22 protein-coding genes and 1 pseudogene are annotated in these 16,931 nt (G+C 41.7%); 12 read left to right on the forward strand and 11 right to left on the reverse strand.

Annotation, left to right across the window (positions count from 1 at the left end):
- The first annotated feature begins 10 nt into the window (after positions 1-10).
- On the forward strand, positions 11-310 hold the full coding sequence (locus tag ACTJKA_RS07395) for a hypothetical protein (RefSeq protein WP_025207111.1): 300 nt from the start codon (positions 11-13) through the stop codon (positions 308-310).
- 47 nt (positions 311-357) lie between these two features.
- Here ACTJKA_RS07395 and ACTJKA_RS07400 read toward each other — a convergent pair whose 3' ends face one another.
- The 8 genes from ACTJKA_RS07400 to ACTJKA_RS07435 all read right to left on the reverse strand — a co-directional run bounded on the left by ACTJKA_RS07400 (position 358) and on the right by ACTJKA_RS07435 (position 3,827).
- The gene (locus tag ACTJKA_RS07400; RefSeq protein WP_003211468.1) at positions 358-576 is read right to left on the reverse strand and encodes a spore germination protein; all 219 of its coding nucleotides are present in this window, start codon (positions 574-576) and stop codon (positions 358-360) included.
- A gap of 22 nt (positions 577-598) precedes the next feature.
- Positions 599-1,033 carry a spore germination protein GerPE gene (locus ACTJKA_RS07405; protein ID WP_025207112.1) on the reverse strand — a complete coding sequence of 145 codons (435 nt, stop codon included), beginning with the start codon at positions 1,031-1,033 and terminating at the stop codon, positions 599-601.
- Positions 1,033-1,209 (reverse strand): germination protein GerPD, encoded by a 177-nt coding sequence (locus ACTJKA_RS07410; protein WP_003210893.1) that lies wholly within the window; start codon positions 1,207-1,209, stop codon positions 1,033-1,035. Before ACTJKA_RS07410 ends, ACTJKA_RS07405 begins: the two co-directional genes overlap by 1 nt.
- Positions 1,206-1,820 (reverse strand): spore germination protein GerPC, encoded by a 615-nt coding sequence (locus ACTJKA_RS07415; protein WP_008348607.1) that lies wholly within the window; start codon positions 1,818-1,820, stop codon positions 1,206-1,208. The genes ACTJKA_RS07410 and ACTJKA_RS07415 overlap by 4 nt, the downstream gene beginning before the upstream one ends.
- Positions 1,821-1,851: 31 nt before the next feature.
- Entirely contained in the window at positions 1,852-2,085 is a 234-nt protein-coding gene (locus ACTJKA_RS07420; RefSeq protein WP_003210877.1) for a spore germination protein GerPB, read from the reverse strand.
- Positions 2,086-2,099: 14 nt separating this feature from the next.
- The gene (locus tag ACTJKA_RS07425) at positions 2,100-2,321 is read right to left on the reverse strand and encodes a spore germination protein (protein WP_003211745.1); all 222 of its coding nucleotides are present in this window, start codon (positions 2,319-2,321) and stop codon (positions 2,100-2,102) included.
- A gap of 127 nt (positions 2,322-2,448) precedes the next feature.
- Positions 2,449-2,610: an aspartyl-phosphate phosphatase Spo0E family protein gene (locus ACTJKA_RS07430; protein WP_008348605.1), complete on the reverse strand. Its 162-nt coding sequence runs from the start codon at positions 2,608-2,610 to the stop codon at positions 2,449-2,451.
- Between the two features lie 122 nt (positions 2,611-2,732).
- Positions 2,733-3,827, reverse strand: a complete 1,095-nt coding sequence (locus tag ACTJKA_RS07435; protein ID WP_171465162.1) for a CotH kinase family protein — start codon at positions 3,825-3,827, stop codon at positions 2,733-2,735.
- 203 nt (positions 3,828-4,030) lie between these two features.
- Between ACTJKA_RS07435 and ACTJKA_RS07440 the strand changes: the two are divergent.
- From ACTJKA_RS07440 to ACTJKA_RS07455, 4 genes and pseudogenes are all read left to right on the forward strand, one after another.
- Positions 4,031-4,486, forward strand: a pseudogene (locus tag ACTJKA_RS07440) (CotG/ExsB N-terminal domain-containing protein); the annotation flags it as partial.
- On the forward strand, positions 4,380-4,664 hold the full coding sequence (locus tag ACTJKA_RS07445) for a hypothetical protein (RefSeq protein WP_440607687.1): 285 nt from the start codon (positions 4,380-4,382) through the stop codon (positions 4,662-4,664). The pseudogene ACTJKA_RS07440 and the gene ACTJKA_RS07445, both read left to right, overlap by 107 nt.
- An 18-nt stretch (positions 4,665-4,682) precedes the next feature.
- Complete coding sequence (locus ACTJKA_RS07450; RefSeq protein WP_007499116.1) at positions 4,683-5,588, forward strand: fumarylacetoacetate hydrolase family protein; 906 nt, start codon at positions 4,683-4,685, stop codon at positions 5,586-5,588.
- 91 nt (positions 5,589-5,679) lie between these two features.
- Entirely contained in the window at positions 5,680-6,048 is a 369-nt protein-coding gene (locus ACTJKA_RS07455; protein ID WP_007499115.1) for a YisL family protein, read from the forward strand.
- A 38-nt stretch (positions 6,049-6,086) separates the two neighbouring features.
- Here the strand turns inward: ACTJKA_RS07455 and ACTJKA_RS07460 are convergent, their stop codons facing one another.
- Positions 6,087-6,614, reverse strand: a complete 528-nt coding sequence (locus ACTJKA_RS07460; RefSeq protein ID WP_025207116.1) for a DUF2777 family protein — start codon at positions 6,612-6,614, stop codon at positions 6,087-6,089.
- A 156-nt stretch (positions 6,615-6,770) separates the two neighbouring features.
- Between ACTJKA_RS07460 and asnB the strand changes: the two genes are divergently transcribed.
- From asnB to ACTJKA_RS07480, 4 genes are all read left to right on the forward strand, one after another.
- Positions 6,771-8,612 (forward strand): asparagine synthase (glutamine-hydrolyzing), encoded by a 1,842-nt coding sequence (gene asnB, locus ACTJKA_RS07465; protein ID WP_035392662.1) that lies wholly within the window; start codon positions 6,771-6,773, stop codon positions 8,610-8,612.
- Between the two features lie 147 nt (positions 8,613-8,759).
- Positions 8,760-10,277 (forward strand): phytoene desaturase family protein, encoded by a 1,518-nt coding sequence (locus tag ACTJKA_RS07470; protein ID WP_171465165.1) that lies wholly within the window; start codon positions 8,760-8,762, stop codon positions 10,275-10,277.
- Positions 10,274-11,749 (forward strand): phytoene desaturase family protein, encoded by a 1,476-nt coding sequence (locus tag ACTJKA_RS07475; protein ID WP_046526629.1) that lies wholly within the window; start codon positions 10,274-10,276, stop codon positions 11,747-11,749. The genes ACTJKA_RS07470 and ACTJKA_RS07475 overlap by 4 nt, the downstream gene beginning before the upstream one ends.
- A complete protein-coding gene (locus ACTJKA_RS07480) occupies positions 11,742-12,581 on the forward strand; it encodes a phytoene/squalene synthase family protein (RefSeq protein WP_017360206.1) in 840 nt (279 codons plus the stop codon). Before ACTJKA_RS07475 ends, ACTJKA_RS07480 begins: the two co-directional genes overlap by 8 nt.
- 81 nt (positions 12,582-12,662) lie before the next feature.
- Here ACTJKA_RS07480 and ACTJKA_RS07485 read toward each other — a convergent pair whose 3' ends face one another.
- Positions 12,663-14,039: an MATE family efflux transporter gene (locus tag ACTJKA_RS07485; protein ID WP_336749566.1), complete on the reverse strand. Its 1,377-nt coding sequence runs from the start codon at positions 14,037-14,039 to the stop codon at positions 12,663-12,665.
- A gap of 113 nt (positions 14,040-14,152) precedes the next feature.
- Here ACTJKA_RS07485 and ACTJKA_RS07490 point away from each other — a divergent pair, with 113 nt between their 5' ends.
- The 3 genes from ACTJKA_RS07490 to ACTJKA_RS07500 all read left to right on the forward strand — a co-directional run bounded on the left by ACTJKA_RS07490 (position 14,153) and on the right by ACTJKA_RS07500 (position 15,933).
- Positions 14,153-15,019 (forward strand): AraC family transcriptional regulator, encoded by an 867-nt coding sequence (locus ACTJKA_RS07490; protein WP_336749567.1) that lies wholly within the window; start codon positions 14,153-14,155, stop codon positions 15,017-15,019.
- Positions 15,020-15,033: 14 nt separating this feature from the next.
- A complete protein-coding gene (locus tag ACTJKA_RS07495; RefSeq protein ID WP_035392472.1) occupies positions 15,034-15,594 on the forward strand; it encodes a GNAT family N-acetyltransferase in 561 nt (186 codons plus the stop codon).
- A gap of 63 nt (positions 15,595-15,657) precedes the next feature.
- The gene (locus ACTJKA_RS07500; protein ID WP_008348576.1) at positions 15,658-15,933 is read left to right on the forward strand and encodes a hypothetical protein; all 276 of its coding nucleotides are present in this window, start codon (positions 15,658-15,660) and stop codon (positions 15,931-15,933) included.
- A 168-nt stretch (positions 15,934-16,101) separates the two neighbouring features.
- Here the strand turns inward: ACTJKA_RS07500 and ACTJKA_RS07505 are convergent, their stop codons facing one another.
- Entirely contained in the window at positions 16,102-16,638 is a 537-nt protein-coding gene (locus tag ACTJKA_RS07505) for a serine O-acetyltransferase (protein ID WP_322536338.1), read from the reverse strand.
- Between the last annotated feature and the right edge of the window lie 293 nt (positions 16,639-16,931).

Genomic DNA, 16,931 nt, shown 5'->3' on the forward strand with positions numbered 1-16,931 from the left:
TGATCTCAGGATGGCAAAGCAAACGATTGGATTATGTGAGCTGTGCGGAAGACAAGAGGTCGTCCTTACGGAACATCACTTGACCCCAAAAGAAGAGGGCGGGGCCTTTCTACCGACTGCCTTCCTGTGTATCCCTTGCCATAAACAAGTACATGCTCTTTATACAAACCAGGAGCTTGCCGCACGTTTGAATACGCTGGATGCACTAAGACAAGATGAAAAGCTTGTTCCGTACATCAAATGGATTCGAAAGCAGCCGGCAAGCAAGCTGGTCAAAACAAAGAAATCAAGACAACGCAGAAAGAAATAAACATAAAAAAGCGCTCCTCTAAATGAAATGAGTGAAGAGGAGCCGCTTTATGCATTGCCTACCATATTCTGATCATTTAAGTCAGGATCCACATAGTTGGTGGCGCTAATGCCATTATTTAAAATCAAGAAATCTCCGGTATTCCCCGCTCCAGAGCCTAAAGCAGATTTTGAAGAACTTTTAGGCGAAAGATAAAATGAGTCACCGACGTTTACGACGCCCCCAGAAATCGAGTTAATGTAAATGGGTCCGACAATTGCTGGCATAATCGACATCCTTTATTCGAAGTCATATCACCATCATATGCGCAGGTAGGTCCAATTGTGAGTTTGGCGGCTGTTCGTCATTGTTGCTAAATAACTCTCGAATATGCTTCACTCGCGCAACGGCATTTATTCCGCACGTAGAGCCAATTTGATAGATAGAGGAGGAAGAGACCCCTTCTACATGAATGGACGACACTTTAATGAGAGGCTTTTCATGATAAAAGGCCGTTCTAACCGCTCGTTCTGGCAGCATCAATGGGATCGGCTCATAATACACTTCAAATTCTTTTGCATCTAGGTTTTCAGCTTCATTTCCATAAAACAAACTAATGGTTCGCTGAACAGCTAACACCTTCACGTTCGGACATAGCTCTTGTGTATCACCAATTTGAACAACACTTGAAATCCCGACAGAATTCACCTTCGAGAACTTCACTTGAGATGTGCGCTTGATCATTATCGAGGGGCTAGAGGAACAAACGGGCCAATAATTAATGATTCTGGCGGTGTATCGAAAATCGATGACAGTTGTACGTGATCCGTGTCCCCGATAATAAATAGGGAAGAGGACGATACCCCAACTACTTTAATGCTTCCGGTTTCGATGTTGCGGTTGACGACTGTGAAATTCATCCGTTTTCCTCTCCTTTCGTTTCATTTGGAATATGGGCTAAAAAGTGCTCGATTGCCCGTTTGACATCATGTTTCACGTATTCAGCAATTTGCTCGGAACGTTGAAGCGGGGTCATATCTTCCCTTTGTGGCAGCTGCCCCGCATAATATTTGATTCTGCTGTCTATTTGTTTTCGAATGTCCTCAATGATATGGTGTTTGTTGCTTTCATCAAGCGAGCCTTCGTATCGCTGCTCTAGTTCTTCAAGAAGCTGCGGTGCTTCTTCATTTAAGAATGCATCGACAAGCTGGCGTGTTTGATTGAAAAATTGATCAGCCATTTCTTGCTGCATCATTCCAATTCCCGGGGTTGTTGTTTGGCCCACTTCAAAATTTTGAACACTATTTGGATCAGATGGATTGAGGCCGATATTTAATGTGCCTTCCAGCCGCTCGATTTTCAGTTGATCAAATTGATAATCAATCCGTTCAATCGTTGTTGTCGGTTTATCTTTGATCATTTGCATTTCCTGCTGAAGCTCGTTAAGCCTTTTTTCAAGCATCATGATTTGCTGTGTTTGCTTTTGAATGATGCCATACATTTGTGAAGCGCTGTTTTGATAGTCATACATATGCATACACCTCCGGGGATTGCAGATGAACTTATGTTGTTGGTGACTGAAGCGGTACAAAAGGTGCCGTGCTTGCGCCCTGAGACTCTTCAATTCCTTGTGTGCCTGCTGCGGCAGGTGCTGCTTCTACGTAGCTACCAGTGTTATACAGATTGGAGAGTGCTTTGATTGATCCAGCACTGCCGATTTGCAGAACGGATGAGTTACTCACAGACTCCACACGTAAGTAATTAATTTGTATCGCTTGATTAATATAGAAGTTCAATGGATTCTCACTCCTTACAAGTTACCAACAAGCGGTTGATCAATGACATCACTATCATACGTATTTGTCACACTTTTATAGTTGCTAATGCGTAATTGATCACCAGTGTTAAAACTGCCTGCGCCGGCAAACGTTTTAACCTGACTATTTGGAGAAATGGTGATGCAATCTCCAACATGAACGACTCCGCTCGTTCCGACGGCATTTACTTTAAAGGCTCCAACAATAGCCGGCATAGCGGTGCACATCCTTTAGAAAAATAGGGCACTTCGTTTTTGGGCGTTTCACCATAGCTTATGATGGGTCTTTTAATATGTGATTGTCTTTTTGAAGAACTTTGATGAGAGGAATGAAGTGTATGGTTTACCCTTTATTCGAGCATTCTTTAGAGGTGGTTTTGATGCCTTTATTCAAGAGTGTGTCAAGCTCTTGACTGCACCTGATGGTTTCTTCGGCATTCATTCCGAATTTTTTTGCGGTCTCAATCAAATGTAATCTTTTTTGTTCAATTTCATAATTGATCATAACGGACGCCAACTCTCACATTTTTTATCAAATAGAAGGATATGGTTAGTATACCCTATTTTTCTATAAAAAAAGCTCTTTCGTCAATATGAGAACTAAAGTGACAAAATTCGAAAGTGTCTTTACAGGTGCGATGTCTCTTTTTTAATCTCAGTTTGTAAATAACGTCGTCTTTTGTTGATATACTGTCGGATTAATTCTCGCTCTGAACGCAGCATGTCTTGTCGGTTTTTCGTATATGGATCATCTCCAATTCGCTGCTCAATCGAAGCATGCCATGTCTCAATGATGGGGAGAAGCCGTTTTTCTAAAAAATGTGTATCTAGTACGTGCTGGAAAAGGGCATAATAGTCTCTTTTAAATGCAGGGATGTCTAGCAATCTAGCGGTTAATGTATTGAAACCGCTGACTGGAATATAATCAAACGCCATTTCTTCTCCGTGAATATCACGACCCCAAGTCGCATCATAATCCCAAGGCATTACTTGAAACCTTCCTTGATCATTCACATAAAGCGCATAGTTATGAACAAAGCCATCAAAATTTTGGGTACACACGACACCAATGAGCCAGCGGAAATATTGTGTTACATCAAGGTACTGCTCAATCTTACTTGCAAACGTGTCGTCCCTTGCGGTGTTCAAAAAGTAAATAAATTCACTCAGCTGCTTGTCGTGTTCAGGAGTTCCCGTTTTTTTCTCATAACCGAGAAGAAGATGTTTTTTTGGCTTTTTATCAAATGAACTTAAAAGAGAGAAATTGGCGTCATCATCTACAGCATAATAAATGCCGCCTCCATGCAGCTGTCGTTTTTGGAGGAACAGCTCATCTACAGATTCTATTTTTAAATAAATGCCTTCTTTTCTTCCATTAATGGTCAGAAACACATGAGAAGCGGACGGGCTGAAGACACCCATTTGTTCAAAGAAATAAAAAGACAGCCTGTTGCGAATGAAAGAAGGATCATTGTACTCTGCATTTAAGTGAAAAAGGGATTCGCCCTGTCTTTGCTTTGGTTTTCGATATTCAATTTGATAGGATTTTTTCTTGAGCTTTCGGATGTGTGATCCTCGGTATGAGGCATAAATATGTGACTTCGTTTGGCCGGTTTTCAGAATGGCCTCGACGGGTTCATCGTTCCATACGTCCTTTTTTAATTCCATGAGATCTTTTGGATGAATCCAGATATCCAGTTGTTTTAAAGGTTCTGTGTCCATGCGTTCATCACCCTCCTATATCTCCTCCACTATATGAAAATGAAGGAATGTCCTGTACCTGCTGGTAGGTATTCATGGAGTTTTCTAAGAAAGAGGCATTCGCCAAGAACACTTGTCTATCGAGTCTCGTAACATAAAGCAGAGAAGATAAACAGCTTTGTCTGTTTGTTTTGTCAGAGCACAGATTGGGAGGGGAATTGTTCGTGAGCACATTTGATCATTCGCATATTGAACATGCAGTTGATTCACTTCGAAGTGAGGGGCGTGATCATCACTTAGATCGTGAACCAGAATCGGGACATTCGCACAAATCATCTCGTTCTCGTCATTCAAATCGCCGTCACTGGTTCTTTGGTGGAGGAGGCTGCCGTAAGTCACATCGCAGCAAAAAAAGCCATAAAAGCTATCGCTCTAAAAAAAGTCGCTGCTCAAAAAAAAGTGTAAAGAGCGAGAAACCATGCAAAAGTAAAAAGTCGTATAAAAGCAAAAAGTCTTGCCGCAGCAAAAAGAGTGAACCAAAAAAATCATGCCGCAGCAAACACAGATCACATCATAAGAAAAGCTGCCGCAAATCACACCGCAGCCATCGATCTAAACGTTCTCATCACCATAAACGGAGTCACTCTTGCCGAAGATGCGGGAAGAAAAAACATCATTCCCGCCATCAAGGAAATGTTGATCGTAAATGGGATCAAGGGAATATGTGGGAGTATCGACGCTGCCGCTAAATGTCAGGTCTTCATTTTTGAAACCCTTTTTAAAAGAGAGTATGATAAAAAAGGGTTTTTTTTATTTCGTAGAGAAATAAAAATGAGACATCATAATGTATTGAAATGAAGATTGTGAGGGGAAAACATGAAGTTTTTTACAGGTGAGATACATAACAGATTGTTTATCGGGGTCGTCATTGATGATGAATGGGTGATGGACGTCAAAAAGGCAGAAGCAAAACTATTTGAGCTAGAAACATTGCCAAACTCTTTATCTGAATGCATCAACATGGGGGACAAGTTTGTCGAACACGTCAAACAACTTCTTGATTGGGCGGAGAAAAAAGAAGAAGACCGCGGCTCTTATGTCTATCCGCTTTCGGACGTGACACTCCATGCACCGATTCCAAAACCAACGAAAAACATCATGTGTGTTGGGAAAAACTATCAAGATCACGTCATGGAAATGGGAAGTGCAGCAGATATTCCTAAAGACGTGATGATCTTTACAAAGGCGCCTACCTCTGTTGTAGGGCATGAAGCGGATATTCTTCTCCATGAAGATGTGACAAGTGAATTGGATTACGAAGGGGAGCTTGCCATTGTCATTGGCAAAACAGGAAAGAATATTGCTCCTGAAGAGGTCCACGATTACATTTTCGGTTACACCATTTTAAATGATATAACGGCAAGAGATTTGCAGAAAAAACACAAACAATTTTTCATCGGAAAAAGCTTAGATACAACTTGTCCAATGGGACCTTATATCGTTCACAAGTCAGTGATCGAGGATCATGGAGCACTCCATGTGGAAACAAAGGTAAACGGAGAGGTTCGTCAGTCTGCCAGTACGGAATTAATGATCTTCCCAATTGAAGACATTGTGTCAACTCTTTCAAAAGGGATGACGCTGGAAGCGGGAGACATCATTGCAACAGGTACACCTTCTGGAGTCGGCAAAGGTTTTGAACCGCCAAAATTTTTAGCCTCAGGCGATCAGGTTGAAGTAACAATTGAACCAATTGGGACGTTATCAAATCGCGTCAAATAAAGGCGTGTTGACACAGGATTGTCGCTTTGTGTTCGACTTATTTCGTGGTACGATGAGAAGGTAATTGTTCTGATAAAGGGGGAAATCACAAATGGGAACACATTTACATATTACAGCGTGGGTGCTAGGTATTATTTTATTTTTCGTTGCCTTTGCATTAGCAGGTAAAAACGATAAAGGCGCTAAAATTGTGCATATGATCGTACGCCTATTTTACTTGATTATTATTGCAACGGGTGTAGAGCTGTATGTTCGCACAGGAATGAAAATCCCGGGTTACGGGGGCGAGTATGTTGGAAAAATGATACTTGGTATTCTTGTGATTGGTTTCATGGAAATGGTCCTTGTACGCAAGAAAAAAGGAAAATCGGTGACGGGTGTATTCATTGGTTTTATCGTGGTTGCCATTGTGACCATTCTTCTCGGCTTACGTCTGCCGATCGGTTTCCATATCTTTTAAGATAAAAAGGGCATTGCTTATCAAAAGCAGTGCCCTTTTTACGTGAGATCAAACTGAGACATCAGCCGGTGACCGTCAGACGTCGTCCATTCCAATTGAACTTGATTTGCGTCCGAATGATGGTGGCATTGAAGGGCAAGTGATTGCATGTCTCCTGAAAACTGAAAAAAAGACACGCGATGAGAAGGATGGAAGGAAGAGAAGACACAATCATAGACGGAAAAGCCAAGCTGTTCTACATAGTCAATGATCTGATAAAAGACGCTTTCCGGTACGAACATGAGCAAATCAAGCCACCCTTTAGAAAGAGACGCTGTATATTGAATGCGTTCACCGCCTTTTACCTCCATCAACTTCCCATTCTCACAAAGAACGACAGACCCGAGCAATTCTCCTTTTGTCCATCGATCCTTTTCTTTCAAACAGATCATAGAACTTTGAAGGCTTTCAGGCATCATGATGTCTCCTTCTTCGTCTTCAATCAGACAATGACCGTTTTCCATCAGTAAGTATCCGTTACACCATTTTGGGTGGTTTTGCTGAAGATATGTCATGCGGTTCTCCATTCGCAAAACCTCCTTTCCTCTTTCTTTTCTTACCAAATGAAGCTTGTCCTATACACAGGAGGAAAAAAGGACAAATCAACTATCAAGGAGACGATGCATAAACTAAGAAAGGCTAAATGAGAACACTTGATGAAAAACGGATGGGAGCTGATGATGATGTGTGGAATAACAGGCTGGGCAGACTTTAAAAAGCAGCTCATCCAACAGGATCATGTAATCAATCAAATGACAGATACATTATCTAAACGAGGGCCGGATGATACAAATACGTGGAAAAGTGAGCACGTTCTTTTCGGCCATAAACGGTTAGCCGTTGTCGATGTTGAAGGCGGAAAGCAGCCGATGACATATACCCATCAACACCATGATTATACGGTGGTATACAATGGAGAACTCTATAACACAGAGGATATACGAAAAGAATTATTCAAAAGGGGGCACCGCTTTCTTGGGCATTCTGATACAGAGGTTCTTCTTCACGCCTATACAGAATGGAAGGAAGAGTGTGTGACCCATTTTAATGGAATTTTTGCATTTGTCATTTGGGATAGTGAGCGTGAATTATTATTTGCAGCGAGAGACCGGCTCGGTGTCAAGCCATTTTTCTATACAGAACGTCATCATTCCTTTTTGTTTGGCTCAGAAATCAAAGCACTTCTGGCTCATCCTGAGATGAAAGCCAAAGTCGATCATGAAGGCTTATCAGAAATTTTTGGCCTAGGGCCGTCTAGAACACCAGGGCAAGGCGTATTTAAAGGGGTGAAAGAGCTGAGACCTGCTCATGCTTTAACCTTCTCAAAAGATGGTTTGCGTGTGTGGAGGTACTGGAATGTCAAAAGTAAGCCACATACAGATTCGCTTGATGACACCGCTCAGCACGTGAAGGAACTCTTTACGGATGCTGTTACAAGACAGCTCGTCTCTGATGTGCCTGTATGTACGTTTTTATCGGGTGGAGTGGATTCTAGTGCCATTACAGCTATTGCCGCCAAGCACTTTGAGAAAATAGGGAAAGCCCCGCTGCATACGTATTCCGTTGATTACGACGGAAATGATCAATTCTTTGAAGCAAGTCAATTCCAGCCCAATGCTGACGGGCCGTGGATTGATCGAATGACCAAAGCGTTTCAAACGAATCATCACAGCTGTATCATTGGGCAAAAAGAGCTGGCTTCTTATTTGAAAGAAGCGGTTGAAGTGCGAGATTTGCCGGGGATGGCAGATATTGATTCTTCTTTGCTATGGTTCTGCCGAGAAATTAAAAAGGATTTTGTTGTCGGTTTATCAGGTGAATGTGCAGATGAAATTTTTGGAGGTTACCCATGGTTTCACATGGCAAGCGAAACCAATGGATTTCCGTGGATGAGATCAACGGAAGCACGCATTCAGCTTCTTCAAGACTCATGGCAAAAGAAATTATCACTGAAGGAATATGCGCAAAGCAAATATGAAGAAACCGTGGCAGAAACCCCTCTTTTAGATGGGGAAACTGGAGTAGATAAAGCCCGAAGAGAACTTTTTTACTTAAATATGATTTGGTTTATGACAACACTGCTGGATCGAAAAGATCGTATGAGCATGGGTGCGAGCCTTGAGGTACGTGTACCATTCGCAGATCATCGTCTTGTTGAGTATGTATGGAATATTCCTTGGGAAATGAAAATGTATGGAAATCGGGAAAAAGGGGTTTTGAGAAAAGCATTAGAGGGAATTTTACCGAATGAAGTGCTTTATCGCAAGAAGAGCCCTTATCCGAAAACACATCATCCTGCTTATACTCAGGCGGTAAAAGAGATGTTAACAGATTGTCTCGCGCAAAAGGATTCTGTGCTTCATGAATTTTTAGATCCACATCAATTAAAACAGCTGATTGAAACAGAAGGGGCTTCTTTCCAGGTTCCTTGGTATGGTCAGTTAATGAAAGGCCCACAGCTCATTGCCCATTTGGCACAGATTCATCATTGGTTTGAAACATATCGAATTGATATAGAAGCATAACAAAGGGTCGGCTTTCTTGCACTTGTTGAAAGGAAGTCGGCTTTTTTGATACATAACATGAGACTTTTAGAGCACATCAAAAGTTGATCTAACCGCTTCAATTTGTATAATTAACTTAAAGTGAATTAATTTGGAGGAAAAAGGATAATGAAAATCATTGTGATCGGAGCAGGACCAGGGGGACTTGCAGCAGCTATGATGTTGCAAAGCAAAGGACATGATGTTCATATATATGAAAAACAGTCCTTTGTTGGCGGACGTAACTCTAAGTTTCAACTTGGTGATTTCACGTTTGATACAGGTCCTACTTTTCTCAGTATGATTCATATTGCAGAGGAACTGTTCACCTTTGCCGGTAAAAATCTCTATGATTATATAGATGTGATTGAATTAAAAGAAATGTATAGATTAATCTTTCAAGATGAGAAGCTTGATATGATTCGAGATCGAGACGAAATGTACAAACGGCTAGAAGCCTTTGCACCTGGTGAGGGCGAAGGGTATGTACATTTTATGAATGATACAAAACGAAAAATGGACCGCCTAACGCCGATTCTACAAAGTAAAATGGATCGTTTCCATCATTATTTGCGTCCAAAAGTCATCAAAGCACTTCCACAGCTCTCATTAAATAAAAGCTTATATGATGTGCTGTCGGATTATTTCTCAAATGAATCAGTGAAATATGCCTTTACATTCCAATCAAAATATTTAGGGATGTCACCTTGGGAATGCCCAGGAGCGTTCTCAATTCTTTCCTTTATGGAGCATGACACAGGCGTTTATCATCCGAAAGGCGGAGTGAATCAGCTGTCAGAAGCGATGGCAAAGGCAGCTGTTGAATCTGGGGCTACCCTTCATCTATCAACTGGAGTTGACAAGTTGCTGACGGAAGGCAGGAAAGTGAAGGGCATTCGCTTAGAAACTGGTGAAGAAATACAGGCAGATGAGGTCGTCGTAAATGGTGATTTTGCACACGTGATGACAAAGCTTGTAGAGCCGGGTCTTTTAAAGAAATATAGCGAGAAGAAACTGAAAAAGAAAAAATTCTCATGCTCCACCTTTATGCTGTACCTAGGTTTAGATACGATATATGATGAGCCACATCATACCATCGTTTTTTCCGATGACTATGCGAAGTTCGTCAAAGAGATTACGAAAACCTTTGAGCTGCCGGATGATCCGTCCATTTATATTCAAAATGCAAGTGTGACAGATGATTCGCTTGCGCCAAAAGGCAAGTCCGCTCTTTATGTGTTAGCACCCGTTGCCAATAATCAAAGCGGTATTGACTGGGAAGCGCATCAAGAAGAATTTAGAGAGCTTGTGCTGGATACACTGGAGCGGAAAACGGGCTTTAAGAATATCAGGCAGCATATTGAAGTCGAGCGGATGATCACGCCGAAGCATTGGGAAGAAGAGCTGTATGTATATGAAGGAGCTACATTTAATCTGGGTCATCAGTTGACGCAGATGATGGTACTCAGGCCGCATAATGAATTTGATGAGTTGAAACACTGCTGGCTCGTTGGTGGAGGAACCCACCCAGGCAGTGGATTGCCAACCATTTTAGAATCAGCGCGTATTACGACAAATGCGATTCTGGCAAAAGAGAAACATACGCACAAAAGAGTGCCACATCAAGAAAAGGGGAGCGCCTCATGAAAAAACATATATTGATTGCTGGCGGCGGTATTGGCGGAATGATCTCAGCCCTCTATTTAAAAAAAGCTGGACATGATGTCACCCTTGTTGAAAAAAATGAACGGCTCGGCGGGAGACTTGCTTTTGTACGTGAGAAAGGATATAAAGTAGATGAAGGTCCGACCATTGTCCTACTTCCTGATATGTTAAGAGGCATTTTACATGACGTAGGCATTGATGAAACATCTCTTGATCTCTTGCAGCTCGATCCGCTGTATACGATCCACTATCAAGATGGAACTTCCTACACGAAATACTCTGATACACGGCGACAACTAGAAGAAATCAAACGTGTATTTCCAAAGGAAGAACAGGGATATTTAACATTTATGCAAGAAATGACGGATCGGTTTCAAGAAGGGCAGGAAGCTTTTCTAGAAAAATCATTTCATGAAAAACGAACCTTTTTTACAAAAGCGAACATGAAGATTTTAATGAAATTAAAAGCATATCGAACCGTTCAAAGTTCTCTCAAAAAATATTTTTCAGATGAGCGCCTCCGAGATGCATATGCACTTCAAACCCTCTATGTCGGAGGAAATCCGTATGAAGCATCCGCCATTTATTCGCTTGTTTCATATAGTGAGCACGCACACGGAATTTACTATTTAAAAGGCGGATATGCGAGTTTAGTAGATATATTGGAGAGACAGCTCTTAAAGACGGGTGTACACATAAGAAAAAGTGAAGAAGTCGCACAATTTGAGTTTGAGGGGAAACGTGTGGTCAAGGCAAAAATAAATGATGAGCACATAGCAGCTGATGCATTTGTGATGAACGGAGATTATCCAGCGGCGTTAAAACAGCTTGGTTTAGGTGAACAAGACCGGCGTAAATACGTTCCATCCTCCGGCTGCGTGATGGTGTATCTAGGGTTAAACAAAGTATACGATGAAGCACCTGTTCATCAATTTTTCATGGGAGAACACTTTGATCAGCATATGAGAGAGGTGTTCCAAACGAAAACGATACCTCAAGATCCATCATTTTATACGTTTAATCCATCGACCATCGATCCATCCCTTGCCCCAGAAGGCAGCAGTGTCCTATATATGCTCATTCCTGTTCCATCAGGAGATCACATCAACTGGGAACAAGAGACAGACTTTGTGGATAAAATGGTGGAGCGTCTTGAAAAAAGAGGCTTTCCACAGCTGCGAGAGGCGGTTGTCTGGCATAAGGTGAGAACACCGAATGATTCAATGCGAGAAGGATTGTTTGAAGGCGGCAGCTTTGGACTCGCTCCTAATTTGTTTCAATCAGGTGTGTTTCGCCCGCAAGTAAAGGTTGCAGATGTAGACAATCTATATGCGGTAGGTGCTTCCATCCATCCCGGCGGCGGGGTACCGATCGTGATGCAAAGTGCAAAGCTCATGGCTTCTGTACTGCTTAAAGATCTGAACAACAGAAAGGAAGTGAAGCTAAGTGGTTGATGTGCAAACAGCATTGAAAATATGTGAAGAGACCATTCAAACCCATTCAAAAACGTTTTATCGTGCCTTTTCCATGCTGCCTAAAAAGAAAAGACAGGCTGTTTGGGCTGTTTATTCCTTTTGTAGGAGAGCGGATGACATTGTAGATGAGTCTCCTTCACCAAAGGAAGAACTGGCGTCTTTTCAGGAGGCATTTGATCGTTTCTTGCAAGGAGAAGTAGATCGTGATGATCCAATGTGGGTGGCGCTGGAGTATACATTTCAACAGTTTCGTATGGATGAATCCCCATTCCGTGACCTGCTGCGTGGACAGGAGATGGATTTAGAGCAGCACCGGTATGAAACGTTAGATGAACTGCTCATTTATTCCTATCATGTCGCAAGTACAGTTGGATTAATGCTGCTTCCGATCATTGCACCGCGTAAAAAAGAACAGCTAAAAGAAGCCGCGATTTCCCTTGGGATTGGCATGCAGTTGACCAATATTCTTCGAGACATTGGTGAGGATAAGGCGGAAAGGAACCGCATTTATTTGCCAAAACAAGTCATGGATCAATTTGGGTATACAGAGCAAGAATTACAAGAAGGGATCGTCAATCAAGCCTTCCAGCATGTATGGGAATATATAGCGTTTGAGGCAGAGGCGTACTATGAGGAATTTTTTGACCATCTCCATGAATTCCCACTTTATTCAAGGATACCAGTGAAAGCAGCTGCTCACTTTTATAAGGCTATTCTAGATAAAACTAGAGAAAACGAATACCGCGTCTTTACGAAGCGGTCATATATTTCAACACAAGAAAAAGCACTTATTTTAGAAGATATTACGTAATGAAAAGAAGACAAAGGGGTAAAATAAAGTTCGTTTTAGCCCTTTGTCAACAATCTGAAAGGACTGCACCCGCAGTCCTTTTTATGTGGAAGTAAACCGGTACTCCGTCCACACCCTTGAACGCCACCGCCTATACATGAAGATACCTCTTACCCATTCATCCACGATAAAAGAAATCCAAACCCCGATCAGGCCCATCTCAAGTTGAATGCCTAATAAATAAGCGATTGGAAGGCCGATGCCCCACATTGAAATCATCGCCATATAGACTGGAAACTTCGCGTCACCAGCTGCCCGCAAGGAGTTGATGATGACCATATTAAAAGAACGTCCAGGCTCTAAAATAATCGTCAATATGAGGAGGACGCTCGCTATTTGAATGATCTCACTGTTGCTAGTGAAAAAAGTAAGTAAATGCGTCGATGATAAAGATAAAGCAGTCGAAGAAAGAAGTGAGATGGCAATGGCCCAGTATAAGCTTTTCATGCACCTTCGATAGGCCGCATCAAATTCTTTCGCCCCGATCAGGCGCCCAATTAAGATTTGCGTTCCTTGGCTAATGGCGGCACCAAATAACATAATGAACATCATCAAATTCTGGGTATAGACTTTTGCTGCCAGTGCTTGCGTGCCCATAAATGTGATAAACAGCGTAATAATCATTTGAGAGCCATTATAAGAAAGCTGTTCTCCAGCAGAAGGAATGCCGATTTTTAGCAGTTTTTTCAAATGCGTTCGCTGGATGTAAAACATTCGCTTGAATGAAAACCGCAATCCAATGCGGTGTCGAACAATGAGAATCATGGCTGTTAGACCGATTAACCGTGCAAATGATGTGGAAAGAGCAACACCCATGACACCTAATACAGGGAAGCCAAATGGTCCAAAGATGACCAAATAATTACCAGCAACGTTTAACAGATTCATACCGATGGTGACATACATCGTATCTCTCGTGAATCCATAGCTTTTTAAAATAGCACTATAGGTCATAATGAGCGCCTGAATAAAAGAAAGCAGGCCGACAATCTGTAAAAAGACGGTTGCATCTGGCATGAGCTCGCTAGATAATCCCATCATAGTCAGGATGGGCACAGCTAACACAAACATAAGAAGACTGATCACAAAGCTAATGAGGAAGTTAGTGCCTAGTGATACATAGGCAACTTGGGTCGCTTCCTGCTTGCGGCCCGCTCCTAAAAGCTGCGCAATGACAATCGTCGTCCCAGTCGTAATGAAGCTGAACATCACAATCAATAGATTTAATAGCTGATTACTAACCCCTACTGCGGCAACACTATTGTCAGAATACTGGCTGAGCATCAGTGTATCTGCGCTCCCCATCAGCATATATAAAGAGATTTCGATAAAAATAGGCCAAGTTAATGCAAATAATGAAGGGTGGAATTTTTCACTTTTGGCTTGAACCTTTTGTATTGTGAGTGCTTGTGGTTTCATCACATCACCTTCTTTCGTATAAATCCGATTTATAGTGTACCTTGCATCGACTATAATAAGAAGAGATGAAACCGAAACTTATTGGAGAAATCCGACTTCATAAGGGGATGAATATGGGTCCGTTTATTACATTTACTGTACCGCCATTTTCAGTCTATATTGCTTCAGGTAAAGGTGTATTCCACCCAGGAGAACGACATATCTCCAGAATTTTCACCGTCTTTGATCTTCTTTATGTCACGAAAGGTGAACTGTGGATCACAGAAGACGAAGTGCCTCATCATGTAAAAGAGGGAGAATATATCATCTTATCACCGGGACTTGCCCATGGTGGACATCTGCCATGCAAAGAAGAAACACTTTATGAGTGGCTGCATTTTTCAATTGATTCATTTGAGTTTACAGATCGGCCGAGAGAACACTGGTTTGACATGAAGCAAAATCAAGCCACTTTTGAAAAAGCAGCAAGCTATGAATTTCGTCTGCCCCGAAAAGGAAAAGTGAAAGGGGGAAGCGTGCTACAGAAGCATCTTTCAGCGATGCGCGCTTTAAATGATGATGCGTCTGAACTTCAGCTCAAAAAGCAGCTTCAATTTGAGGAAATGCTCATTCATTTACAAAAAGAAGCATTTCATATTCCAAGTGCAAAGGAGACTGTCGCTTCAGAAGTGGTTCACTATCTTGAACGTCATTTTACGCAAAAATTACAGATGGAGAAGCTGGCAGAGATTCTTCATTATCATCCTGATTACATGACAAGGTGCATGCAGACCGTGTACGGACTGACGCCGAGCCAGTACATCAATCGACTCAAAATTGAAAAAGCCAAAAGCCTGCTTGCTTCAACGAATGAAAAAATAGCTCTCATTGCAGAACATGTAGGCATTGATGACCCTACTTATTTTTCAAAGCTGTTTCGGCAAAATGAAGGCATGACGCCTATCGAGTATCGTCATCTTGCTAAAAGAACGACAAAGTAAAGGAACGTGAACAGATGAAAGGAAAAAAAGAAGAGATTGTGAGCATACGTCCATTAGACGAAACCGATTTAGAAGTGGTATGGCATTTAAGGTTTAAAGCACCAGATCAGGCCTATCGAAAGTGGAATGCTCCGTATTTTATTGAACATGACATATCGCTTGCTGCATTTAAAAAACGCTATTTACAGGATGATTCTGTCCTGCCAAAACTATTTGGCATTGATGTCGGAGGTGAATTAAAGGGCACAGTTTCTTATTATTGGGAGAATGAACGCACACGCTGGCTGGAGTGTGGGATTCTTATTTATGACTCACGTTTTTGGAATGGGGGCGTTGGTACAAAGGCATTGCGTCTATGGATCGATGAACTCTTTTCACACATTGATATCCCACGCATCGGCCTGACCACCTGGTCTGGAAATGAACGCATGATGCGTTGCGCAGAGAAATGCGGGTTTATCCTTGAGGGAAGACTGCGCAAGGTACGTTACTATCAAGGGGAGTATTATGATTCGATGCGGTATGGGATGCTGAGAGAAGAATGGCAAAGCCTTCCGAATCATTCATTTGAATAGTTGTTTTTAAGATTAGGAAAAAAGTATAGTAAGATTCAATAAATTGAAAAAGAAGGGTGGCGGATGAATGTGAAATGGATTACAGGTTGGTTTGTATCCATCTTAGTCGCAATCTACCTATTCGTTGATGCACCAAAACACGGGAAAAATAAATGGTTATGGGCCATCTTAGGTCTTTTACTCGGGCTCTTCACACTTGGAATATATCTCATTCAAACAGGAAGAAAAGGGTTGGGCTGGACAGTACTGATTGTGTCCATTCTCATCTATGCGATTGCCATCCTCGTCTTTGTCTTGTACTTTCTCATGCTGGTCTTCGGGTACTCCAACGCAAATTAGAGAGTACGGCTGTGGCGATTTGTTTCACTTCAAGTTGCTACCGATTGATGGTTTGATTGCGCCAAAGCATCTTAGGATAAATGGTGATGGGGATCGGGCAGGATGATCCTCATGTTTATCCATCTTATTTTATCTCATGTGGCTCACTGCTTTGGTCAAGTAAGTCCTTCATAAAGAAGGGCTTTTTTCTTTTATTTTTTGAGCAGGGACACCTGCAATGACAATCCGCTCTTCATGAAAGGAGCGATTCACTACTGCATTTGCTCCGATGGAAATATGATTCGCAATATAAATATTTCCAAACAGTTTAGCGCCAGGGCCGATCCATACATGATCTCCAATGACGGGCACATCTTTTTCATGATGGTTTTGACCGATATTCACGCCTTGATGAATATCACAAAACGATCCGATTTTGGCGTGCTTGTTCACAATCAACAGCCCAGTATGGTTGATTCTGAGCCCAGGTCCAAATACACCAATTGGGATATCAAAGCCAAGCTGCATGCCTTTCTTTTTATGTAAGTAACGATAAAACCATTTGCGTAACGTAGCACCGCTATTCGTATAGTACTCATATTTTCGTAAATATCTTTGATATTTCCAAATATCATCCCCAAGCCACTTTGGACTTTTTCGATTGATTGCAAGTGCTTTCTGATCTTGTGCCAAGTAGTGGTGAAGGTCATGCTTCGTTAAAATCATCAGATCTCCCTCGATTCCCTTTCGTTTCAGAGAAATTATACCATCATAACCATTTATATCAAGATAAAATAACGTTCATTTTTTGTTTTACTGCATTCATTTCATTCGGCCGTCGCGTATCAAGCAAGGGAGCTACAACGCATAGAGCAAAAGAACTAGGAGAATTGTTTTGTAATTTTTTTCAATATTTTTCATACTCAAACGTTACATCGCCCTTATGGCTGTAGATGTTTGTAAAAAATACACGAAATTACTCGTTAAAAAGAGAATATAGCATTCATATGCTTTTAGAA

The organism is Bacillus sp. 22190 (assembly GCF_052045575.1).
In the GTDB taxonomy this organism is placed as follows: Bacteria; Bacillota; Bacilli; order Bacillales; family Bacillaceae; genus Bacillus; species Bacillus altitudinis.